Source organism: Rhizobium sp. RAF56 (genome assembly GCF_052113965.1).
In the GTDB taxonomy this organism is placed as follows: domain Bacteria; phylum Pseudomonadota; class Alphaproteobacteria; order Rhizobiales; family Rhizobiaceae; genus Rhizobium.
Map to the genome: position 1 here is coordinate 77,964 of NZ_JBFRDU010000008.1, position 22,579 is coordinate 100,542.

The window sequence follows — 22,579 nt, forward strand, 5'->3', positions numbered from 1 at the left end:
TCCCTCTGTTGGATGGCGCTCATTCTGGCGCCTTCATCAAAAAGATTGAATGAGTTCATTTTTTAAGTCAATATCAATTTTGAGGGTGTTCAAAAAAGGAAAAGGCGGCATGGCGGGACTTCGCGCTAGGCAGAAGGCCGACAAGAACAGACGGATACTGGAAGCGGCCACCACGCTCTTCCGCGAGGTGGGCTACGATAGCGCACGTATCGAAGACATCGCCATGCGGGCCGAAGTCTCGGTCGGCACGTTCTACAACTACTTCGAGAACAAGGGCGACATCCTCGTCGCCGCCGTTTCGATGGAAGTGGAGGAAGTGCTGGAGGCCGGCAAGTCGATCGTCGAAAATCCACCTGCAACGACGCTCGCGGCACTGCAGACGCTGATCAACCAGTATTACGACCATTCCCTCGTCTATCTGAGCAAGGAAATGTGGCGGACGGCGATGGCGATTTCGATCCAGCAGCCGGAAAGCCCCTTCAGCCGGCGCTACACCGAACTCGACAGCCGGCTCTGCGACCAGGTCTCGATGCTCGTCCAGAAGCTGCAACTGCGCGGCGCCGTCATGCCCGGCATAGATGCCGCCGCGGTTGGGCAGATGGTATTCAACAACCTCAATCTGATGTTCATCGAGTTCGCCAAGGACGAGACGATGCCGCTTGACGCGCTAAAGGAAAAGGTCGCGCGCCAGACGAGGCCGCTGGCGAACCTCATCAGCAGCCCGAAGATTTGAAAGCAATCAACAGGAAACCAGACATGCAGCAACTGGAAGACGCCGTGCTTGCGGCCGCCGACCACCTTGTGGACGCCTTCTCGAGCCACGATCGGGAACGCTATTTCGCCGCTTTCGCGCCGGAGGCGACCTTCATATTCCACAATCTCGACCGCGTGCTGAAAAACCGCGCCGAATACGAGGCGGAATGGCAACTCTGGGAAAGCCGCGACGGCTTTCGCGTGAAGGGATGCCGATCGAGCGGGCGCAACGTCCAGATCGCCGGCACCACGGCTATCTTCACCCACAGCGTCGAAACCGAACTCGCCTTCAACGGCGAGCCGGTTCAGGCGAAGGAAAGGGAGACGATCGTCTTCGAAAGGCAGGCGGACGGCGCCTGGCTCGCAATTCACGAGCATCTATCGCAGATGCCGCAAGCGTAGGGCGTCGTTCAGCCAACAAAAAACCGCCCGTGCCAATGCGGCAGCGGGCGGGTTCTTTATGAAAGTCTCCGTCGATCGCGACGAGGAGGACGTTGATCAGCGGCCCATGATCGGGCAGCCGCGGACGTTTGCGAAAACGATCGTGTCGGGACCGAGGCGGCTGAAGCCATCGACGATGACGCGGCGCGGGGTCACGTCGACGACACGCGCGCGGCGGAAGCCGTAGTCGCGGGCGATGTCTTCCGCACGGCGCGGATCGCAGCCACGCGGACCGTAGGCCGGACGACCGTATCCGTATCCCGGTGGGGGCGGTGCCGGGCGATAATAATCCGGCGGCGGCGGACGATGCGCCGGGCCAACATAGATATCGAGCCCCTGGGCGGCAGCGTTGGTCACGGTGCCGGAAAGCGCGGTTACGCCGATGACCATGGCGAGCCCGAGCTTCGCGAAAAATTGCTTCATTTAATCCTCCAATGAGCGAGATATGCATCTCGTGCCGGCCGTCGCCTCATTCGAAGCGATGCACCGGATAGTAATGGGTGGAAACTGAATGGGTTTGGAACCACCCATTCATGCGCGGTTCACTAGGAACAGCGCAGCGACCGCATCACCCAAAATCGGTATATGTTGGCGAAAGAAAGGCCGCCTTTGCTTTCCAAAGGCGGCGCACAGATTTTATCGAAATATGAGACCGGCCGGATCAGCGACGCGCCAGCGGGCAGCCGCGCTCGTTCCAAAACGTCACCCGCTGCAGGCGGTTGCGACGGTCCCTGCCCTCGACGACGATCCACCGCGAATTCAGGCTGACCACCCGCACGCGGGACAACCCCATGCCGCGCGCGCGGCTTTCGGCCTGCGAGCCCGTGCAAAAACCGCGAGAACGCGAGCTGACCTGCTGGACATAAGCCGACAGATCATTGGCGTGTGCCTGGGGAAGGCTAGTTGCGATCGAACCGATCATCACGAGCGCGGCAACGCCGATCTTTGCGAATATCGTGGACATGAATATCTCCTGATTAAACTGGAATTTAAGATCCGGCCTGAGCCAGACAGGAGGCAACATATCGCTAGCGATCTGAACGTCGCGAGAACCCGGTATTCACATTGAGTTCATCGGCCCGCAAGCGTCGGATATGGTTAAGATTTTGCTTAGTTGGAGAGATGCAGAACGACCTCGCGACGGTGTGGCCTGTCGCGATGCTCGAAAAGATAAAGACCCTGCCAGGTCCCTAGCATCAACCGCCCCGCATGCACGGGAATGCCGAGCGATACTTGCGTCAGTGCCGACTTGATATGAGCCGGCATGTCGTCGGGGCCTTCGGTCGTGTGAACGATCCAGCGCATCGAGGGATCGGATGCAGGCGGAACGAGGCGGCGGAAAAACCCGTCCAAATCGGTCTTTACATCCGGATCGGCATTCTCCTGGATCAGCAGCGAGCAGGAAGTGTGGCGCACGAAGACCGTGAGCAACCCTTCCCTGGCCCCTGCCTTGCGGACAAAGTCAGCCGCCTCGCCGGTGAACTCATAGAGGCCCTGGCCATGCGTCGAAATCGTCAGCAAGGTTTGAGGCATGCTAGCCCGCCCCGACAGTATCGAGAGCGACGACATTCTTGGCGTGCACGGCCTCGTAGGGCTCGAAATAGAGGATAGCCCGAGAAGCCAGATCGTCTGCAACGAACGCCTTTAGCGATCCGCCGCTCGCCCGCGCCGCCGGATCCAGAAGCCGCTGCAGGTAGCGCCGGTTCGCGTCGATGAGGCTTGGCTCGTAGCCGCCGGCAGCGATGCGGGCGGCGTCGCCGTGGCTCGGTAGAATGTGGCGAATGGCTAAGCTGCGCAGACGCTCCAGCTCGCGGACATGCTCGGCTGCGCGCGACGGTTCGGCGATGTAGGTGACCGTGTCTTCCACCGTATCCCCGGCAAGCAGAATACCGTCATCCGGCAGCCAAAGAACGTTACCGTCGGCGCTGTGGATCTCGAAGTGATGCAACTCGACGCGGCGGTTTCCGACCGAGAGCGCCAATTGCCGTTCGAACACTCGGTTCGGTAGCACGAGCGGCGAAAGCGGTGGCTCCCGGGCAGCGAGCTTCTCCCTGTTGGCCGCAAGCAGATCGGCCGTCGCTCGAAGCGCGATGATCTCGCAGTCGGCAAACGCCGCATTTCCAGCGACATGATCCACATGCCAATGGCTGAGTACGACGCGGATGGAGGTGACGCCCAGCGCTTCGAGATGCGCACGGATCGCTTCCGCATGGGAAAGCGAGATGTGGGTGTCGTAGACCAGAGCCTCGCCGCCATCGACGACCGCATAGGAAGCGACGCCAAGCCCATAGGCGGCGTCATCAAGCCAGTTCGGCTCAGCCGAGTGGAGCCGGCGCCCCTCGATGCGTCCGTCATAGTAGGCGAACACGCCCGGGTAGGGTTCGAGAACCCTCATTGTCGAGGTCATATCGCGCGTCATTCGGCCCACTCCGGATCTGCTGTAAAGGCGATGGTCAGCCAGCGGTTCTGGCCTTCTCCACCGATGGCAGCTCCGATCTCGTCACGGAGCCCGTCCCATTCTTCGATGCGCTTCGCTGGCCAGTTCTGCGGCACAATGAAGTAGAGCTCAACCTGAATAGCGCGCCCCACCTTGGCGACATAGGCACGATAAGACAAAAAACCATGCTTGCTGGCGGTATCGATCGCAACCCGATCGACATGCCGCTTCAAGTCGAGCGGGGCGATCAGCAGCATGTCTGAAAACGCCTGACGTACGGTGCCGACCGGCATCGGAATGATGATCAAGCAGACAATGGCCAGCACGGCCGGATCGACATAGGGAGCGATCCACGCAAGTCGGCTGCCCTCGGCGAAATACCCGATGATGAAAGCAATCAGCAGCGCCAACGTGATCCCGCCGGACATGATCCAGGCCTTCACATCAAGCGCTATGAAATCCGAATTCAGTTGGCGATTTGCGCGCATCCCGATGACGGCCATGGTGATGCAGGCCACTAAGACCACTGCGGCGTATACGATCGCAAATCCGAATTCCAAATCGTGGCCACCGCTGAGCACGCTGATGACCGCGTTGATCAAGGCGTAGATCGCGACCGAGATCAGCAGCACGCCGTTGAGCCCGAGGACCATGGGCTCCAGGTGCCAGAAACCCATGGTGAAGCGCTTTTTGAAACCCCGCGCGAGAGCATCGTCCTTCGCCGATTGCACGATCAGGTTGGAGACCCAGAGCGCAAGCGCCGTCATTCCGGCATCGGCGAGCGAATAGGCGCCGTCAAAAGCGATGGAGAAGGATCCCGACAGGACCCCGAACACAATCCCGCAGACCGCAATCAAGACGGTGACGGCGATCGAGGCACGCAGCACGCCCTGCTCAGTCAGCATTCTCATCGCCCGGGGTTGATTCGATTTTGAATGCATACAGGCGAATTCGCACCGGTTCCAGTGAGGGACTTGGACTGACCGACGGGCAGCCTTCGGACAGCGCTGCAGAACCCGGCCGCACAGGCGGCCGAGTTCTGGCGCGGAAACAGGCTATTGTCTCGCGATAGACAGATCAGCCGAGCGAGTGGATGATCTCGCGATAGGCAGCCTCGGGAAACGCTTTGAGGGTGCGGGTGCGCACGTTGCCGCCCTGCCCTAGCGTCAGCGCGAAACGGGCGAGTACGGCGTCATCCGGCGCCTCGCAGACCGCCACCATGTCGTGATCCCCCATGGTGAGATAGAATTCCTTGAAATTGCCGCCCATTTCGCCAAGCGCCTTCCTGGCCGCGTCCAGCCGCTTCGGCGAGTCGCGAACATTCCTGACGCCTTGCTCAGTCCAATTGATCAAGAGAATATACGTGGTCATTTCGTACCTCCCGTTCGATGGAGGCATGGCCGTGTCGGCGCCACACTACGCCTGAACTCTTTCCTTACTCGAAAACCGACCCGCGATGCGTCGCAACGACCTCCATCGTGGAAGAACTATAGTCCTCGCGCGGAAGCTGAACAAGCAACAGGAGACGACCGATGGCGCGAGCAATCAATGAACGACATCGCCACGCTGCTCGCCCCTCAGGATCTCCAGCGTTTCTTCCAGAGAGGCGACGAGAATATCGGTGAGTTCATCACCCTTGTTCTCGAAGAAAACGAGGCAGGCGGCTTCGTCCAGGCTCTCCAGAAAGCTGTCCCCATCGACTGTCATGTCATTTCCCTCTCCTGCCGAAATCATTTCCGGCCTCCTGGGCAAATTAGCCGCCCAGTCTTGCGTAAGCCTGACGCGCCAAGCTTGCGCATTTCCACCTTAACAATTTGAATATGCAGGTCTTTCTATAAGCGTCGATTGAAGGGTGTCACGATTAGTATTCGGGAAAGCCACGGCTTTGCCATTCGCTCTTCGGAATAGGCTTCCCAACGCTGAAAGCAAATGAAACGACCTTCATGGCCTCGCTATCCACCTCGCATTTGAAGCTCAGCTCGCGCCAGCCCTGAGCATCCCGGAAGCTGCCGTTCGGGAGATCGAACACGTTGCCTTGAGGGCGAACAACCCGAGGGAATAGAACGGGGTTATAGGCCGGCGAGCCATGCTGCAGCTGCGCGACGAGTTCGGTCCCGCAAAGCCGGTCGAAGCGCTCATTGCGCGACACCATGCCCATGGCGAGCCGGGCGATAGGATCGGAAGTCTTTGAGCGTGAGAATATCTTCCTTGCCTGCGTGAGCTTGCGCCCCGTACTGGGCTTGCCGGATACGTTTGCCTGCTTGTCCTGCGGCTTTGCCGTATCCTGCGTTGGTTTCTCGGCCGCAGGTGGCGTCTCCGGGGGACGGTCGTTCAGATCCACCTTCATATCGGCGGGGTTGTTCGTGGCCAGCAGCTGCGGCTCGACGGGTTTTGGCGCGGGCACCGGCGGTTCTGGTTTCGCCGGCTCAGCCGCGGTCTCGGTCGGCGGCGGATCGGCTGGCTTGTCCTCTGTCGACTTTGCCTGATCTTCGGTCGCGTCCCCGTCGGTCGATATCTTTGGCCCGCTATCCTTCTGGCCGAACTCGACGGCGGGCTTGAGAGAGGGAATAGACTGCTTCTTCTGAGGCTCCGGCGGCTTGGGCGGAGGTTTTGGCGGATCCGGTTTTTTCGCCTCTTCCTGCTTCGGCGGCGGCGGTGGCTCCGGGGGCTTTTCTTCCGGCGGCGGCACAAGCTCGACCTTTACCGCGTTGTCCTCCGGCGTCGGCAACTGTTGCGGCAACTTCACGAAGATCAGCCCGGCCAGCACGACATGCAGCAGGATCGAGACGGCAATGATCCGTCCGAATGTTTCTCGCTGCTTTTCGGATAACTTCCCCATGATCCCGCGCGATGTTCCAGCACCTGAGCCGATGTGGCTTTTTAAAAAGGCATGATCAAGCCGCAAACGAAAAAGTGACATCGTTTAGGCAAAGAAAAGCCCGACCAGGATGACCTGACCGGGCTCGTGATCGCGATTATGTCGACGCCTTAGCTATCCAGGAAGCTTCTCAGCTTCCTCGATCTGCTCGGATGCTTCAGCTTGCGCAACGCCTTTGCCTCGATCTGGCGGATACGTTCGCGGGTGACCGAGAACTGCTGGCCGACCTCTTCGAGCGTGTGGTCGGTGTTCATGCCGATGCCGAAGCGCATTCGCAGCACGCGTTCTTCGCGCGGCGTCAGCGAGGCGAGAACGCGGGTGGTGGTCTCGCGCAGGTTCGCCTGAATGGCGGCGTCGATCGGCAGCAGCGCGTTCTTGTCCTCGATGAAATCGCCGAGGTGGCTGTCCTCTTCGTCGCCCACGGGGGTTTCGAGCGAGATCGGCTCCTTGGCGATCTTCAGGACCTTGCGGACCTTTTCGAGCGGCATCGCGAGCTTTTCGGCCAGTTCCTCCGGCGTCGGCTCGCGGCCGATCTCGTGCAGCATCTGGCGCGAGGTGCGAACGATCTTGTTGATCGTCTCGATCATGTGCACCGGAATGCGGATCGTACGGGCCTGGTCGGCGATCGAGCGGGTAATCGCCTGCCTAATCCACCAGGTGGCATAGGTCGAGAACTTATAACCGCGGCGATACTCGAACTTGTCGACCGCCTTCATCAGGCCGATGTTGCCTTCCTGAATGAGGTCGAGGAACTGCAGACCGCGGTTCGTGTACTTCTTGGCGATGGAGATGACGAGACGAAGGTTCGCTTCGACCATTTCCTTCTTGGCGATGCGTGCTTCACGCTCGCCCTTCTGCACCATGTGCACGATGCGGCGGAATTCCGAGATCGAGATACCGGTTTCGGTCGCCAGATTCTGGATTTCCTGGCGGATGTCACGGATCGTGGTGTTTTCGCTCTTGGCGAATTCCTTCCAGCCGCGGGCGGCCAGATTGCCGATCGACTTCATCCAGTTCGGATCGAGCTCAGCGCCCTGATACTGCTCCAGGAAAGAGTCGCGCTTTACGCCGTAGGATTCGGCCAGACGCAACAGGCGGCCCTCGTTCTGCACGAGACGCTTGTTGATGTCGTAAAGCTGCTCGACCAGCGCGTCGATGCGGTTCTGGTTGAGCGACAGCGACTTGACCGACTTGACCAGTTCGTCCTTGAGTTCCTTGTAGCGGCGCTCCTGAGCGGACGACAGCGTGCCGGAAGCCGACAGCCGTTGTTCGACCTGCTGGTCCTGCAGCTTGCGCAGCTTCTTGTAGGTCTCGGCGATCGTGTCGAGGGTGAGCATGACCTGCGGGCGCAGTTCCGCTTCCATCGCGGCGAGCGAAAGGCTGGACTCGTCTTCGTCCTCTTCCTCTTCCTCGGGCGGCAGGCCTTCGCCGCCGACATCGGTGATGTCGTCGTCGCCAGCACGACCGCGGCGCGCCTTTTCCTTCTCTTCGGCAGCCTTGCGGTCCGCCTCGATCTTCTCGGGGCTCTGGAACTGCGGTGCAGCCTTCGCCTCAGGACCGGAATAGGTCGTTTCGAGATCGATGATCTCGCGCAGCAGCGTCGTGCCTTCGTTGAGTTCGTCGCGCCAGATGATCAGGGCCTGGAACGTCAGCGGGCTCTCGCAGAGGCCACCGATCATCGTCTCGCGGCCGGCCTCGATGCGCTTTGCGATGGCGATTTCGCCTTCGCGCGACAACAGCTCGACAGAACCCATCTCGCGCAAGTACATGCGCACGGGGTCGTCGGTGCGGTCGGTCGGCTCTTTCTTCTTGGCCGCCGCGAGCTGAGTGCCGGTGGACGGAGAAAGCTCGCCGCCCTCGCCATCCTCGTCGCTCGAGTTGTCGTCGTCGTCGCTGCTCGCGCCGGCGGTGCCCGCTTCCTCAGCTTCCTCGTCTTCGATGACGTTGATGCCCATGTCTGAGAGCATCGCCATCGTGTCTTCGATCTGTTCGGACGTCACTTCCTCGGACGGAAGAACGGCATTGAGCTCGTCCATCGTCACGTAGCCGCGCTTCTTGGCGGCCTTGATCATCTTCTTGACCGCGTCATCGGAAAGATCGAGAAGCGGGCCGTCGGAGGCGCCGTCGCGTTCGACTTCAGCTTCTTCGTTTTCTTTGACTTTGGTTGCCATTTATATCGTCGCTTTCCCTGACGCTCAAAACTTCGCTTAGGTGAATGGCCGTGTCCTGGCCAGGCGTGCACGACGCCAGCCGCGAATCACCCATACTCAACTAACGGATTGACGTTTAATGCCTGATTAACCACGATCGCCGGCACTGGACAGCGAGGCTGGATTGCGCATGGTTTTCCGGCCATGGTCGTTAGATCCGCCTGACACACCTTCACCGTTTCTCCGAAGACAAACGGTGATTCCCACAATTTCCCCTCTCGTCAAGCTTTTCTCGAAAAAAAGCCGCCGAAAAAAGACAAAAGGGATTATCCACAGGCTTTTTCACAGCCCCGCCAACCGATGACCCATAAATAGGGAGCGCTTTGGCAATGGCAAGGGCGAGGCACAAAACTTGCGTGTCGGCAAGATTTTTCGATGCCTTTGCGGCTCGGTCCGACGAAAATCATCCCCCTGCGACGCCAAAACGCCGCCGCCTGCTTTCCTGGGGACCTGCCGTCCGATTTCCAAGGCTGGAATTGGCCCCCTCGGCGCTTGTTGAGCATTTATTGAAGGCGCATTGTGCTTTTCCTTATGCCCGAAACAGATGGTGCACCTCCAAATGTCCGAAGCCAGCCAGATATTCACCGACGGAAAAGCCTATGAACGCATGATGGGTCGATGGACCCGCCGCGTCGGAAGGGCGTTCTTCGCGTGGCTCGACGTGCCTGATGGCCTGAGGTGGCTCGACATCGGTTGCGGCAACGGCGCATCGACGGAAGAACTCATCGCGCGCTGCGCCCCCGCGGCAGTCGAGGCGATCGACCCGTCCGAATACCAGCTGGCCTATGCACGCACCCGCGACGGAGCCGGGATGGCAAACTTCCAAAAAGGCGACGCGCAGGCCCTGGCTTTCGACAACGACAGCTTCGACGCCGCGATCATGGCTCTGGTGATTTCATTCCTTCCCGATCCGGCGAAAGGGGTCTCGGAGATGAAGCGCGTGGTCAGGCCGGGCGGATGGGCCGCCGCCTATATGTGGGATATTCCCGGTGGTGGGGCGCCGATCCAACCGCTCCACGACGCACTGCATTCGCTGGGCATCGACGCACCGCGCCCAACCAGCAGCGGTGCTTCGACGAAGGACGCCCTGCAAGAACTCTGGGAAGCGGCGGGACTGGCTTCGGTCGCCACCCGGACGCTGCGCATCGAAGTCGCTTACTCCAACTTCGATGATTTCTGGGATTCGAACGCCGTGCCGGTTGGGCCAATCGGCAAATCGCTTGAAGAGCTGTCGCCGCAGGTCAAAGCCCAACTGCGCGAGCGGCTGCGCGAACAGCTACCGACAGCGCCCGATGGACGCATCGCCTACGAAGCGTTCTGCAACGCCGTGACGGGTCGCGTACCCGAGCGATAGAGCGCCTATTTTGGCTGAATTGCCCGAGGTGAAAGCAGGCTACCCGCCTGCCGCTATTGCCAATCCATGACCACCTTGCCGGAGTTGCCCGAGCGCATCGCCTCGAAACCGTCCCGGAATGCGTCGATCTTTATACGGTGGGTGATGACCGGGGAAACGTCGAGGCCACCTTGGACGAAGGCGATCATCTTGTACCAGGTCTCGAACATCTCGCGGCCGTAGATGCCCTTCAGGTTCAGCATCTTGAAGATGACCTTGTTCCAGTCGATCTCGAAGCCGGCCGGCGCGATGCCGAGGATGGCGATTTTGCCGCCGTTGTTCATCTTGTCGATCATGTCACGGAAAGCAGGGGCCGCCCCTGACATTTCGAGCCCGACATCGAAGCCTTCCGTCATGCCGATCGCCTTCATGACGTCGGAAAGATTTTCCCTGGAGGCATCGACCACGTGGTCGATGCCCACCTTGCGGGCGAGTTCCAGCCGGTTGGGATTGATATCGGTGATCACCACTTTTCGCGCGCCCGAACGCTTGGCGACCATCGCCCCCATGATCCCGATCGGCCCGGCGCCGGTCACCAGGACGTCCTCGCCGACGAGATCGAAGGAAAGCGCGGTGTGGACCGCATTGCCGAACGGATCGAAAATCGCCGCGATCTCGTCGGGAATATCGTCGGGGATCGGCACGACGTTCGCCTCCGGAATGCAGACAAACTCTCCGAACGAGCCGGGACGGTTCACGCCAACGCCGAGCGTGTTGCGGCACAGATGCCCCCTGCCCGCCCGGCAGTTGCGGCACTTGCCGCAAACGATGTGGCCTTCGCCCGAGACACGCTCGCCGACATGGTACTTGGTGACCGCCGAGCCGATCTCGGCGATCTCGCCGCAGAATTCATGGCCGACGACCATCGGCACGGGAATAGTCTTCTGCGCCCACTGATCCCAGTTCCAGATGTGAACGTCCGTACCGCAGATGGCGGATTTCTTCACCCGGATCAGCACGTCGTTCGGCCCGACCTCCGGCACCGGCACGTTTTCCATCCAGAGACCCACTTCGGGCTTGGCTTTGACGAGGGCTTTCATCATGTTGGTCATCAGTTGCGTTCCCTTGCTTGGCCGGCCAGATCCGCCCCTCATCCGCCTGCCGCGACCTTCCCCCGCAAGCGCGGCGAAGAGGACCAGCGGCACCCTCGGCGCTTCCCGAGGCGCGTCCCCTCTCCCCGTTCTTACCGGGAGAGGGTTAGGGTGAGGGGCAGCCCCAATCTTAAATTAAATCACGCCCAGTTCCCTGCCCGCTTCCGCAAAAGCTGCAATCACGCGCTCGACGTCGGCGCGGGAATGCGCAGCCGACATCTGCGTGCGAATGCGGGCCTGGCCCTTTGGCACGACGGGGAACGAGAAGCCGATGACGTAGACGCCCTTCTTCAGCATCAGCGCCGCCATGTCCTGCGCAAGCTTGGCGTCACCGAGCATGACCGGGATGATCGGATGGCCTTCGCCGGCGAGCGTAAAGCCGAGCTTCGTCATTTCGGCGCGGAAGAGCGCTGCATTGTCGAAAAGATGCCGGCGAAGCGCATCGCCATGCTCGATCAGGTCGAAGACCTTGAGCGACGCCGCGGCGATCACCGGCGCCAGCGTGTTCGAGAACAGATAGGGTCGCGAGCGCTGACGCAGCCAATCGACGACTTCGGCTTTGCCCGAGGTGTAGCCGCCGGAAGCGCCACCCAGCGCCTTGCCGAGCGTGCCCGTGATAATGTCGATGCGGCCCTCAACGCCGCAATGTTCCGGCGAGCCGCGCCCGTTTCTGCCGACGAAGCCGACCGCGTGGCTGTCATCGACCATGACCATGGCGCCATATTTCTCCGCCAGATCGCAGACGCCTTCAAGGTTGGCGATGATGCCGTCCATGGAGAAGACGCCGTCGGTTGCTATCATCTTGAAGCGGCAGCCTTCGGCCTTTTTCAATTCCTCTTCGAGCGCGGCCATGTCGTTGTTGGCGTAGCGGAAGCGCTTCGCCTTCGAAAGCCTGACGCCGTCGATGATCGAGGCATGGTTCAGCGCATCGGAAATGATCGCATCCTCTTCGGAAAACAGCGTTTCGAAGAGACCGCCATTTGCGTCGAAGCAGGAGGAATAGAGGATCGTGTCCTCCATGCCGAGGAACGACGAAATGCGAGCTTCGAGCTGCTTGTGCTCCTCCTGCGTGCCGCAGATGAAACGCACGGAGGCCATGCCGTAGCCATAGCGATCGAGCGCCTGCTTGCCGGCCTCGGCCAGTTCGTCATTGTCCGCAAGCCCGAGATAGTTGTTGGCGCAGAAATTCAGCACCCGCTCGCCCGAGGAGACGGCGATCTCGCCCCCCTGTTTCGACGTGATGACGCGCTCGGATTTGTAGAGGCCAGCCTGATTCAGGCCGACGAGCTCGGATTTGATGTGATCGAGAAAACTTGCCGCCATGACCATGTCCGCTTTTGCCCTCCGCTATCGAGACGGGCGATGTTGATTGGCAAAAAACATAGCATGGGACGGGTCGCCGCGCCTACGGCAGCCGCGACGACGGCTTAGGGAAAACCGTCGCAACATGTATAGCTTGCATTTTTTCAGTCCGGGCGTACGCTCTTGTCGAGGGTTCCCCCTATCGCATCCAGAGACCATGCCGTGAAACGACCGGTTTCCCGCAGCGCTGTTTCTTTTGGCGTGCCGGGCCGGTTGCGTAACGGCAGGCGACAGCAAACGGCGATTGGCCCCGCATCACAGCCGCAATTTCCAGGTCAGGAATTTCAAAGGTCAGGTTTGTCCAAACGGAGGATCGAGCATGGGTAGACGCAGCCAGAATGACGCAATCGGGATCTGCCATTTTTCCCTGCTGCTATCGGGAGCGGCAATCGGCCTTGGCCTTCTCGCCGCCGTCCCGGCCAACGCGCAATCCGTCGGCCGATGCGGTTTTCAAACCGCAAAACTGGAATTCAAGGGCTCGCCGAAGGAACAGGCTGAATGCCTTCTCAGGAAGGTACGAAAATTCGGCAATGTCGACGCGGCAACCGCCGTTTTGCCAGCGCCGCTCGACGAGCAGATCGGCCAGCCGACCGGCGACCTCAAAGCTAAGCTCGAGGCCTATCTCACCTCGCAATCGCTCGACGTAGCTAAACTCGGGGGCGGATTGAACCGGCCGGTTTCGACGGCAAGGGCAGGCGCCGCCGATGCGCCGCACGCCCGCTATTTCGTGATCCACGACACCAGTTCGCCGTTTCTCGGCGAGGGAACGACCTTTCCGCCGAACGATGCGCCCATCTTGAACAAGCTTTCGGGCTATGCGGGGCCCGAGGCCGTCGCGCACATGTTCGTCAATCGCAAGGGCGAGACGCTGACCGGTCACGATTTCTCGGTGCCGTGGCGGGCCACGAAGCTTGAAACCGAGGTCATCGGCAAGCCCTCGAAGGGCCTGTTCCTGCATATTGAATTGATCCAGCCGCGCCATCGCGATCCGTCGGGCGGGAGAAGAAACGACGCGCTGGCGCCGATGCCGGGGTTCACGCCGGAACAGTACGCCAAACTCGCGCTTCTCTACGCAATGGCAAGCGCGCGGGCCGGCGTGTGGATGACACCCGCCTTTCACGCCGCCATCGATCAGGGCCTGAGCGACGGCCATGACGACCCACAGAATTTCGATCTCGCCGCGTTCGCCACTGCCCTTACCGATCTTCGCGCGAAGCTCGGGGCGGCAGCGCCACCTGCCTCGACCGAAGCCCCGGCAACCCCCGCCACCGCCCCCGTGGAGACAGCCGCGCTGACTGAGGAAGCCATTTGCGCGCGCCTGAATGAGGCGGCCGCCACCGTCAGGGACAAGGGACAGGATCTGATCGCCAGCAATGGCCGCAGTTTCAAGCAACTCTACGACGAATGCGACAGCGGCAACACCTTTGCCGGCAGGACCCTTCCCTCGCACAACGGCAGGCAGTTGAAATGCTCTACTGACAAGAACCGCGTCACCTATCTCAAGAAATTCGACGACGGAACGATCCTCTTCAATGCGAAGATGTCGGTCGATGCCGACGGGTCTCCGGTCATCGGCGGCAGCGGCTGGCCGAACAACGTGCAGACCTGGCTGACATTCGATTCAGGACCGGCGACCGAGCGCTTCGTCAACGCCGAGGAAGTGCCGTTCGTCGTGGTTCCGCTGGCGGTTCCGAATTCCGATATCGGGTTCCTCAGGCAGACCGGCATCGGCAAGGGCGACCTGGCGGTCGCGTTCAAGGAAGGAAAGTGCTCCTTCGGCGTGGCGGGCGATGCCGGCCCATGGTTCCGTATCGGCGAGGCGTCGCTGAAGACACACGAGGATCTCGGCAATCCGCAATGCGCCAATGCCGGCCAGCGTCCTTGCACAAGACTGCGGGGCGGCAGCGGGATCGGGATCGGCAGCGACGTGACTTACCTGATCTTCCCGAATACGCGGCCGGTTCCATTGACAAGCCAGAACGTCAACGAGGTTTCCCGCCGGCTTGGCATCGAGAAAACGCAGCAGTTTCTCACCAAGTACCATAATCCGTAAGCAGTGGATGACGATCGTAGAGTGTCGGCCCACCCGACGCCCTAGCGCAATTTCAGGAAAGTGTGACGCGGCTTTCCGTCCGGAATTGCGTAAAAACAAACAGTTAGAACGCTTCCGTGTTTCTAAGAAAAACGGAAACGGTCTATTCGTGGTGTGCGAGAATGATGTCGAGAAACGCGTCGCCAAACCGCTCCAGCTTCGACTGGCCGACCCCTGAGATGCCGAGCAGCTCCTTGCGGCTGCGCGGCCGCTCTGTCGCAAAGGCGATCAGCGTCGTGTCGGGAAAGACGACATAGGGCGGAACGCCGAGCGACCGGGCGATTGTCGTCCGTTCGGCCCTCAACGCCTCGAAAAGGCTGCCGTCGCCACCGGAAAGTGCGGATCGGCGCTCGGATCGATCTGTGTTCTTCGCGCGACGCCCCGCGGCAGCCGGACGGTCCTTGCGGAAGAGCACCTGCCGCTCGTGCTTGAATACGGCGCGCGCCTCCGGCTCCAGTTTCAACGCTCCGAAAGCAGCGTGGTCGACGCTGATGAAGCCGCCGGCCAAAAGCTGCCGGAACACCGATTGCCAGCTGCGCGCCGGCATGTCCTTGCCTGCGCCGAAGACAGGCATGTCGGTATGGCCGAAGCGCTCGGTCTTCTCGTTGACGGCTCCCGTCAGGACATCGATCACGTGCCCGGTGCCGAAGCGCTCGCCGGTGCGGTAAATGGCGGCAAGCGCCTTGATCGCAGCCTCGGTTCCGTCCCAGGTCTCGACGGGCTTCAGGCAGGTATCACAATTGCCGCATTTGCCGGCATGCGTTTCGCCGAAGTGGGCAAGGATCGCCTGACGCCGGCAGCCGGCGGTTTCACAGATGGCAAGGAGCGCATTGAGCTTTGCCCGTTCAACGCGTTTGATCTCGTCGGCGGCCGCACCTTCGTCGATCATTCGCCGCCTTTGGATGACGTCGGCCATGCCGTACGCCATCCACACCTCGGACGGCAGGCCGTCGCGCCCCGCACGGCCGGTCTCCTGATAATAGGCCTCGACGGAACCCGGCAGATCGAGGTGCGCCACATAGCGCACGTTCGGTTTGTCGATCCCCATGCCGAAGGCGACCGTCGCCACGAGGCACAGGTTTTCCTCCTTCAGGAAGGCGTCCTGATTGGCGTCGCGCAGCGCCCGATCCATACCGGCGTGGTAAGGAAGCGCGCGAATGCCCTGCCCGTTCAGCCATTCCGCCGTGTCCTCCACCTTCGCGCGCGACAGGCAGTAGACGATGCCGCTGTCACCCTTGTGGGCGGAGAGGAAGCGCAGCAGCTGTTGACGCGGCTGGTCGCGTTCGACGATCTCGTAGGCAATGTTCGGTCGGTCGAAACTGGTGGTGAAGACCCTTGCGCCGCCGAGCGACAGGCGTTCGATGATGTCCTCGCGCGTGTGCGGATCGGCAGTCGCCGTCAGCGCGATGCGCGGCACGCCGGGATACTCGGCGGCAAGCCTGCCGAGTTCGCGGTATTCGGGGCGGAAGTCATGCCCCCATTGCGAGACGCAATGCGCCTCGTCGATCGCGAAGAGGGCAATCTTCGCGCCCGCCAGCATCTCGCGGAAACCATCGGTGACGATGCGCTCGGGCGTCACGTAGAGAAGATCGAGCCCACCGGAGGACAAGGCACGACGCACGTCGAGAAATTCCTCGCGCGTCAGCGAGGAGTTGAGCGCGGCGGCGCGAATGCCGAGCTGCTTGACCGCTTCCACCTGATCCCGCATCAGCGCGATCAACGGCGAAACCACGATACCGACGCCCTCGCGGCAAAGCGCCGGGATCTGAAAGCAGAGCGATTTGCCCGCGCCCGTCGGAAACAGGACCACGGCATCGCCGCCGTCGACGACGTGGTCAACGACCTGCTGCTGCTTGCCGCGAAAGGCAGGGTAGCCGTAGATCCTGTTCAGGACGGCAAGCGGCGTCGCGCCGTCGCTGGAAGCACCGCCGAATAGTGCCTTTCCGGCCGAAAACCGCGGGGCGTCGCTTGCTGCTTGAGACATTCTGACCTTTTTCAGGGTACGCTTTTGCGGGAATCACCGCCGCTTTATCGATTTTGACGTGCCGCACGCCGCGCGGCAACCGCATATGCTGCGCACTTCATTTGGTTGCGGCGCCTTTCACCCGGCCCGACATGATGCCGAAGCCGTCGATGATCGCTTCCTGGTTTTCGAGCCGTACACCTTCCAGATGCACCTCCTGCAGGGCGCGCATCAGCTGCTCGATGCTGTCGCCGTCTCCTGCCTCGGTGGCATCAGCGATTTCGCGCTCCAGCTCGATCTTCTGCCAGCGCAGCGCCTTGGACCGTTTGTGCAGCGCCAGCGCCTGGAGATAACCCTCGCGGGCATCCTCCGTCGCCGCCCCCTCCGTCGCCGTCCAGAGGCGTGCGTTGCGGATTTGCTGGTCCATGACTTTCAACAGCGTGCCAAAATCCTGCTCCAGCATCTCGACTAGATGCTCGCGGGTCAGATGCGGGCCGGCAACCGCGCCCGCCACGCCGAGCATGGCCGACCACAAGCGCTGCAGATCGCGGCTCTCGTAGTCGATCGCGGCGATCTCGTCATATTCCTCCTGCAGCAGCTGCGGGTGGTTGACGATGGTGAGCGCGAGCACGCTTTCGCGCAGCGCCGGGGCGTCCTGATGTCCCTTGATCATGCCTGAGCGCGTCAGCCGATCGGTTGCTTTCGTGGAGGGTGGCCGACCGCCCCTCGCCTCGCCGCCACGCCCGGTAAACCCGCGTCCACCGCCGGTTTCGAAACCGCGCTGACCGCCATTTCGGTTTTGGAACTGCGGTTGGAAGAACGCGTTCAGCCGGTTTCGGATATCCTGCTGGTAGTGGCGGCGGACATTTTCGTCGGCAATGACGGCCACGATCTGCTTCAGCCGCGCTTCCAGCTCGGCGCGCGCCTCCGGCGTATCGAACTTGCCGTTAGCGGACTCGCGGTTCCACACCATTTCCGCCAGCGGCCGTGCCTGCGCCATGACAGCATCGAAGGGCGCGCGACCGTCCTGGCGGACGAGATCGTCCGGGTCCTTGCCGTCAGGCAGCAGCGCGAAACGCACCGAGCGTCCGGGCTTGAGATGCGGCAGCGCAAGGTCGGCCGCCCGGTTTGCCGCGCGCATGCCGGCACCGTCGCCGTCGAAGCAGAGAACCGGCTGCGGCGTCATCTTCCACAGAAGCTCGAGCTGGTTCTCGGTGAGCGCCGTGCCAAGCGGGGCAACGGCGTTCTCGACGCCTGCCTGGTGCAGCGCGATGACATCCATGTAGCCTTCGACGGCGATGATCGTGCCTGCCGAGCCGTCGTCCTGTGCGCCGTTGCCCGTGCGGCCGGCGCCGGGCATGGCTCGGCGCGCGCGGGCGAAATTGTAGAGCACGTTGCCCTTATGGAAGAGCTCTGTTTCATTGGAGTTCAGATACTTGGCCGGCGCGTCGGGCGACATGGCGCGGCCACCGAAGGCAATGACCTTTTCGCGCGACGACAGGATCGGAAACATGATGCGGTCTCGGAAACGGTCATAGGAGACCGGGATATCCGACCCGTGCACGACGAGGCCGCAAGCCTCGATCTGTTCCTTCGGCACGCCCTTGCCGGCAAGGAATTCCTTCAGCGCGTTGCGGCTGTCCGGCGAATAGCCGAGCCGGAAGGTCTCGATGGTGCGTCCGGTCAGGCCGCGGTCGCGCAGGTAAGCGCGTGCCCTTGCACCGTTTGCCGTCTGCAATTGGTCCTGAAAGAAGCGTGTCGCCAGCTCCATGACGTCCTGGAGCGTGGTGCGCTCCTTCTCCCGCTTTTCCATGACTGGATCGGCGATCGGCATGGGGATACCCGCCATGTCCGCAATCTGCTGCACCGCCTCCGGAAAGCTCAGACCTTCGAGATCGGTGAGGAAACGGAAATGATCGCCCGTCACCCCGCAGCCGAAGCAATGGTAACGTCCCTTGCGGTCTTCGCAGTGGAAGCTTGGCGACTTCTCTCCATGGAACGGGCAGCAGGCCCAGTAGTCGGCGCGAGATACATTGGTCTTGCGACGGTCCCACGTCACACGCCGGCCGATCACGTCCGAAATGGGAACGCGGTCGCGGATCTCGTCGAGAAACGTGGGGGAAAATCGCATCAAAAACCTCTGGCTCCGTTCCTTATAGTGAGCCCCGAGCAATATTGCCACGACCGACATGCATCACACCCGCTATTCACAGGGCTGAAATCGTCGGATATTCGGCCCGAAAAGCTCTCCCGAGGGCGATAACCGCGCGGATTGGCCCGCGCATGCGCGACGAACGCGACTGAACGGATCAAATCGGCGTGAACTGAACGGGCGTAGATCGTCTATCTGATAGCAAAAGGATGCGCTTCCCGCAGATCCGCCGAGGACACGGTTGTGTTCTTCAAGGCTTGTGGCATGGGAGATCGGACCTGCATCAATGCCAACCACGCCCACTTCATACTCCACGAAAAATATCGGGATAACAAATAGATGGAGCGAAAAACGCGTGATCTCGGCCAGCGCCGCGGCACGGGTTGCTCCGTCCCGGCCAATTCCGGCGCGCGCTGCTGGCAAGCAAAAGCGTCACAATTGCGGCGCGATGTTAAGGGCGGAACATTATATTTTTGTAATTTGAAACCTTTGTTGCGAGGCAATAACTTCCCTCTTACGGACCGGGATATGCCGGCGAAGACTTCAGTGGCTTCGCGACGCGACATTACCTGACGGCCCGCCGAACCGGAGGCCAGACTGCAGGCCGAGAACCCGAGAAGCGCGCTTAGCCTGCGATCGTAATCTTTCCATTTCCAATCCCCATGCGAGGCACCATCCCTACCCCCGGCGCCGCCTTTCATGGGTGCGTTCGCTCCCCGATTTGGGCCCCACCCTGCGTCATCGGATGGAGCAAAACGCAAGAAGGCAGGAGCTCCCAAGCTCCTGCCTTCTTAAATATATTAGCAAAAATTATTCCCGTTAAGGTTAAAGTGACGCAAATCAAGCTTAACGTGGCGTAAACGCCGTTGACAACGGCGACATGGATGACAGATGTGTCCGTACAACCTACGGATTCCATCAATGCCGTTTACAGCCAAAGAGCTTGCTTCCAGCGACCAATTCCTCTCAGCAATATTATATTGCGCAAACGAGCTGATCGCCATCTACTCCGAAAGCCCACGGATAGCGTCGATCTTCGCGGCGCATCAGCGTTGGTTGCTCGCCCAGGCCGGCTTCGCACTCTATAACGGCCTTCCGGACGATCCGGCCAAGGCGCTCTATTCGGCGCGTTTCGTCGATTTCGTCGTCAAGCACAAGATCGCCAGCCGCAATACTGCCGTCGCCTTCCTTCAGGAGATGCTTGCCTCCCGATTCCTGCGCCCGGTCCCCGGAAATTCGGACCGCCGCACCCGCCTGCTCGAGCCGACAGATATAGCAATCACGCACTTCGTGCGGTGGACGCACACACATTTGTCGATTCTGGACAGCCTTGACGGCAAAGGCCGCGCGGCGAAGCTCGCGGCCGACCCTTCGTCCTTCGCCAGTATCCAGCCCCGCATCGCCAAGGCGATCCTTGCCAACGAGGCGGTCCGCAATCCAGGCACGACCTTCAACATCTTCACCTGGGCAAACTCGGGTGGCGTCATCATGGATTATCTGGTCGCGAAAACTGCGGCGGCTGAAAAGGATGATGAGAAGATCGTCATCGGCCCCATCTCCATGAAGGAGATCCGCGAGCGCTTCATGATCTCCAATACGCATCTGAAGCGACTGCTGAAGCAGGCCGCGGAGATGGGAAGCGTCGGCTGGACGGGCGTGCCGGGCAAGAGCAGCTTCTGGCTTTCGCGCGAATTCGTCGCGGAATACTGGAACTATCAAGCCGAAAAGTTCGCGATTATCGACGCGGCTGCCGAATCCGTCTTCGGATAAGGCGCCGCGCGGAGCAATCGAAAGCGATTACTTCAAGAGATCCTTGAGGACCCCCGAGGCCTTGCCGAAGTCCATCCGCCCGGCATAGCGCTCCCGTAGCACCGCCATGACCTTGCCCATGTCCTTCATGCCCTCAGCGCCGATTTCGGCAATGACCGCCGCCGAGGCCTGCCGAGCTTCATCCTCGGAAAGCTGCTCGGGCATATAGGCCTTAATGACGATGACTTCTTCCCGTTCCTTCGAAGCCAGTTCCGGGCGACCGCCCTCGTCGTAGATCTTCGCGGACTCTTCGCGCTGCTTGATCATCTTGGCGAGGATCTGCAGGATCTCGTCGTCGCTTGCCGCTTCCTTGCCGATGCCGCGATTGGCGATGTCGCGGTCCTTGATGGCGGCCAGGATGAGACGCACGGTCGAGAGCCGAGGAGCGTCCTTGGCTTTCATGGCTTCTTTCTGTGCGCTGGCGAGCGTTTCGCGGATCATGGTGATGCTCCTTGGACAAGCGGAATGCCTGTCCCATGCGTTCGTGGTTGAGTGCGAGTGTCATAACCAACTCGGCAGGGCCGATCAACGCAATTACCGGCGGAATTCACCGCAACGGCAATTGACCCGCAATGCACCTTTGGCTATTTACCGTCACCTGCACGAAAATCGATATCAGGGACACGCGCGCCGCCAGTTTGCGCGCGCTCTACCTGCGAAGTGAGACAGCGTCCTTTGCGAGCCTTATCTGGCACGCGGCGCTTTATGTCTGCGAACCATATTGGCGAGAATGCCCAGCTCCATGCTGCGGCCGACGCCGGAAACGGGATGACTATGACCGCAACAGCCCCTTGGACGACCGAAAAGCCCACCGCCTTGCTCGTTCTCGCCGACGGAACGGTGATCGAAGGCAAGGGCATCGGCGCGACCGGCAAGGTCCAGGCCGAAGTCTGCTTCAACACGGCACTCACCGGCTATGAGGAAATCCTGACCGATCCCTCCTATCTCGGCCAGATCGTTACCTTCACGTTCCCGCACATCGGCAATGTTGGCACCAACGAGGAAGACATCGAAGACCTGACGCCGGCCGCCCGCCACGGCGCCGTCGGCGTGATCTTCAAGGCCGATATCAGCGAGCCCTCCAACTACCGCGGAGCCAAGCATCTCGACCAGTGGCTGAAGGCGCGCGGCATCATTGGTCTCAGCGGCATCGACACGCGCGCGCTGACCGCCTGGATCCGCGAGAACGGCATGCCGAACGCAGTGATCGCCCATGACCCGAACGGCGTCTTCGACGTCGAACAGCTGAAGAAGGACGCCAAGGCCTGGAGCGGTCTCGTCGGCCTCGATCTCGCCAAGGTCGCCACCTCCGGCCAGTCCTCGCATTGGGCGCAGACGCCCTGGGTCTGGAACGAAGGCTATGGCGAACTTGCCGCCGATGACGCGAAGTACCACGTCGTCTGCCTCGACTACGGCGTCAAGCGCAACATCCTGCGGCTGTTTACCGGCCTCGGATGCAAGGTGACCGTGCTTCCGGCAACCGCGAGCTCCAGCGACGTGCTTGCACTGAAGCCGGACGGCGTCTTCCTTTCGAACGGCCCTGGCGATCCGGCGGCAACGGGCGAATACGCCGTTCCCGTCATCAAGGATCTGCTGAAGACCGACATTCCGCTCTTCGGCATCTGCCTCGGCCACCAGATGCTTGGCCTGGCGCTTGGCGCGACGACCGCAAAGATGCATCAGGGCCACCATGGCGCCAACCATCCCGTGAAGGACCACACGACGGGCAAGGTCGAGATCGTCTCGATGAACCACGGCTTCGCGGTCGATTCCAATTCCCTTCCGCAGGGCGTCGAAGAAACGCACGTTTCGCTCTTCGACGGCACCAATTGCGGTCTGCGCGTTTCCGGCAAGCCGGTGTTCTCGGTCCAGCACCATCCGGAGGCCTCGCCTGGCCCGCAGGACAGCCACTACCTCTTCCGCCGCTTCGTCAACCTTGTGCGCGAGAGAAAAGGCGAGCCGGCGCTGGCCGAGCGCTGATATCAAACAGCAAAGCCC

Annotated in this window: 20 protein-coding genes; 6 read left to right on the top strand and 14 right to left on the bottom strand. The window is 61.1% G+C overall.

Annotation, left to right across the window (positions count from 1 at the left end):
- Positions 1 to 109: 109 nt before the first annotated feature.
- Positions 110 to 733 carry a TetR/AcrR family transcriptional regulator gene (locus tag AB4048_RS08800; RefSeq protein WP_442201557.1) on the top strand — a complete coding sequence of 208 codons (624 nt, stop codon included), beginning with the start codon at positions 110 to 112 and terminating at the stop codon, positions 731 to 733.
- Positions 734 to 756: 23 nt separating this feature from the next.
- Positions 757 to 1,155 (top strand): YybH family protein, encoded by a 399-nt coding sequence (locus AB4048_RS08805; protein WP_442201558.1) that lies wholly within the window; start codon positions 757 to 759, stop codon positions 1,153 to 1,155.
- Positions 1,156 to 1,251: 96 nt separating this feature from the next.
- Here the strand turns inward: AB4048_RS08805 and AB4048_RS08810 are convergent, their stop codons facing one another.
- From AB4048_RS08810 to rpoD, 9 genes are all read right to left on the bottom strand, one after another.
- Positions 1,252 to 1,617 (bottom strand): hypothetical protein, encoded by a 366-nt coding sequence (locus tag AB4048_RS08810; protein ID WP_442201559.1) that lies wholly within the window; start codon positions 1,615 to 1,617, stop codon positions 1,252 to 1,254.
- 238 nt (positions 1,618 to 1,855) lie between these two features.
- On the bottom strand, positions 1,856 to 2,158 hold the full coding sequence (locus AB4048_RS08815; RefSeq protein WP_442201560.1) for a hypothetical protein: 303 nt from the start codon (positions 2,156 to 2,158) through the stop codon (positions 1,856 to 1,858).
- Between the two features lie 146 nt (positions 2,159 to 2,304).
- The gene (locus AB4048_RS08820) at positions 2,305 to 2,727 is read right to left on the bottom strand and encodes a secondary thiamine-phosphate synthase enzyme YjbQ (RefSeq protein WP_442201561.1); all 423 of its coding nucleotides are present in this window, start codon (positions 2,725 to 2,727) and stop codon (positions 2,305 to 2,307) included.
- Position 2,728: 1 nt separating this feature from the next.
- Complete coding sequence (locus tag AB4048_RS08825) at positions 2,729 to 3,613, bottom strand: MBL fold metallo-hydrolase (RefSeq protein ID WP_442201562.1); 885 nt, start codon at positions 3,611 to 3,613, stop codon at positions 2,729 to 2,731.
- Positions 3,610 to 4,536, bottom strand: coding sequence for a cation diffusion facilitator family transporter (locus AB4048_RS08830; RefSeq protein WP_442201563.1), 927 nt, complete (start codon positions 4,534 to 4,536; stop codon positions 3,610 to 3,612). The genes AB4048_RS08825 and AB4048_RS08830 overlap by 4 nt, the downstream gene beginning before the upstream one ends.
- A gap of 172 nt (positions 4,537 to 4,708) precedes the next feature.
- Positions 4,709 to 5,002, bottom strand: coding sequence for a GYD domain-containing protein (locus tag AB4048_RS08835; RefSeq protein WP_442201564.1), 294 nt, complete (start codon positions 5,000 to 5,002; stop codon positions 4,709 to 4,711).
- A 174-nt stretch (positions 5,003 to 5,176) separates the two neighbouring features.
- Complete coding sequence (locus AB4048_RS08840; RefSeq protein WP_442201565.1) at positions 5,177 to 5,338, bottom strand: hypothetical protein; 162 nt, start codon at positions 5,336 to 5,338, stop codon at positions 5,177 to 5,179.
- 154 nt (positions 5,339 to 5,492) lie between these two features.
- Positions 5,493 to 6,470, bottom strand: coding sequence for a DUF930 domain-containing protein (locus tag AB4048_RS08845; protein ID WP_442201566.1), 978 nt, complete (start codon positions 6,468 to 6,470; stop codon positions 5,493 to 5,495).
- 149 nt (positions 6,471 to 6,619) lie between these two features.
- Positions 6,620 to 8,680 carry an RNA polymerase sigma factor RpoD gene (gene rpoD / locus AB4048_RS08850; RefSeq protein WP_442201567.1) on the bottom strand — a complete coding sequence of 687 codons (2,061 nt, stop codon included), beginning with the start codon at positions 8,678 to 8,680 and terminating at the stop codon, positions 6,620 to 6,622.
- A 598-nt stretch (positions 8,681 to 9,278) separates the two neighbouring features.
- Here rpoD and AB4048_RS08855 point away from each other — a divergent pair.
- A complete protein-coding gene (locus AB4048_RS08855; RefSeq protein WP_442201568.1) occupies positions 9,279 to 10,073 on the top strand; it encodes a class I SAM-dependent methyltransferase in 795 nt (264 codons plus the stop codon).
- A gap of 53 nt (positions 10,074 to 10,126) precedes the next feature.
- On the opposite strand, the gene tdh is transcribed toward AB4048_RS08855, so the two are convergent.
- A complete protein-coding gene (gene tdh / locus AB4048_RS08860) occupies positions 10,127 to 11,164 on the bottom strand; it encodes an L-threonine 3-dehydrogenase (RefSeq protein ID WP_442201569.1) in 1,038 nt (345 codons plus the stop codon).
- A 174-nt stretch (positions 11,165 to 11,338) separates the two neighbouring features.
- Entirely contained in the window at positions 11,339 to 12,526 is a 1,188-nt protein-coding gene (locus AB4048_RS08865) for a glycine C-acetyltransferase (protein ID WP_442201570.1), read from the bottom strand.
- 358 nt (positions 12,527 to 12,884) lie between these two features.
- Here AB4048_RS08865 and AB4048_RS08870 point away from each other — a divergent pair, with 358 nt between their 5' ends.
- Positions 12,885 to 14,618, top strand: coding sequence for a hypothetical protein (locus AB4048_RS08870; RefSeq protein ID WP_442201571.1), 1,734 nt, complete (start codon positions 12,885 to 12,887; stop codon positions 14,616 to 14,618).
- A 142-nt stretch (positions 14,619 to 14,760) separates the two neighbouring features.
- Here the strand turns inward: AB4048_RS08870 and recQ are convergent, their stop codons facing one another.
- Together recQ and dnaG are read right to left on the bottom strand one after the other, a co-directional pair.
- Entirely contained in the window at positions 14,761 to 16,641 is a 1,881-nt protein-coding gene (gene recQ / locus AB4048_RS08875) for a DNA helicase RecQ (RefSeq protein WP_442201572.1), read from the bottom strand.
- A 97-nt stretch (positions 16,642 to 16,738) separates the two neighbouring features.
- A complete protein-coding gene (gene dnaG, locus AB4048_RS08880) occupies positions 16,739 to 18,751 on the bottom strand; it encodes a DNA primase (RefSeq protein ID WP_442201573.1) in 2,013 nt (670 codons plus the stop codon).
- Between the two features lie 942 nt (positions 18,752 to 19,693).
- Here dnaG and AB4048_RS08885 point away from each other — a divergent pair.
- Positions 19,694 to 20,542 (top strand): hypothetical protein, encoded by an 849-nt coding sequence (locus AB4048_RS08885; protein WP_442201574.1) that lies wholly within the window; start codon positions 19,694 to 19,696, stop codon positions 20,540 to 20,542.
- 27 nt (positions 20,543 to 20,569) lie between these two features.
- On the opposite strand, the gene AB4048_RS08890 is transcribed toward AB4048_RS08885, so the two are convergent.
- Positions 20,570 to 21,022: a GatB/YqeY domain-containing protein gene (locus AB4048_RS08890; RefSeq protein ID WP_442201575.1), complete on the bottom strand. Its 453-nt coding sequence runs from the start codon at positions 21,020 to 21,022 to the stop codon at positions 20,570 to 20,572.
- A 333-nt stretch (positions 21,023 to 21,355) separates the two neighbouring features.
- On the opposite strand from AB4048_RS08890, the gene carA reads away from it, so the two are divergent.
- A complete protein-coding gene (carA, locus tag AB4048_RS08895; protein ID WP_442201671.1) occupies positions 21,356 to 22,561 on the top strand; it encodes a glutamine-hydrolyzing carbamoyl-phosphate synthase small subunit in 1,206 nt (401 codons plus the stop codon).
- Positions 22,562 to 22,579 lie beyond the last annotated feature (18 nt).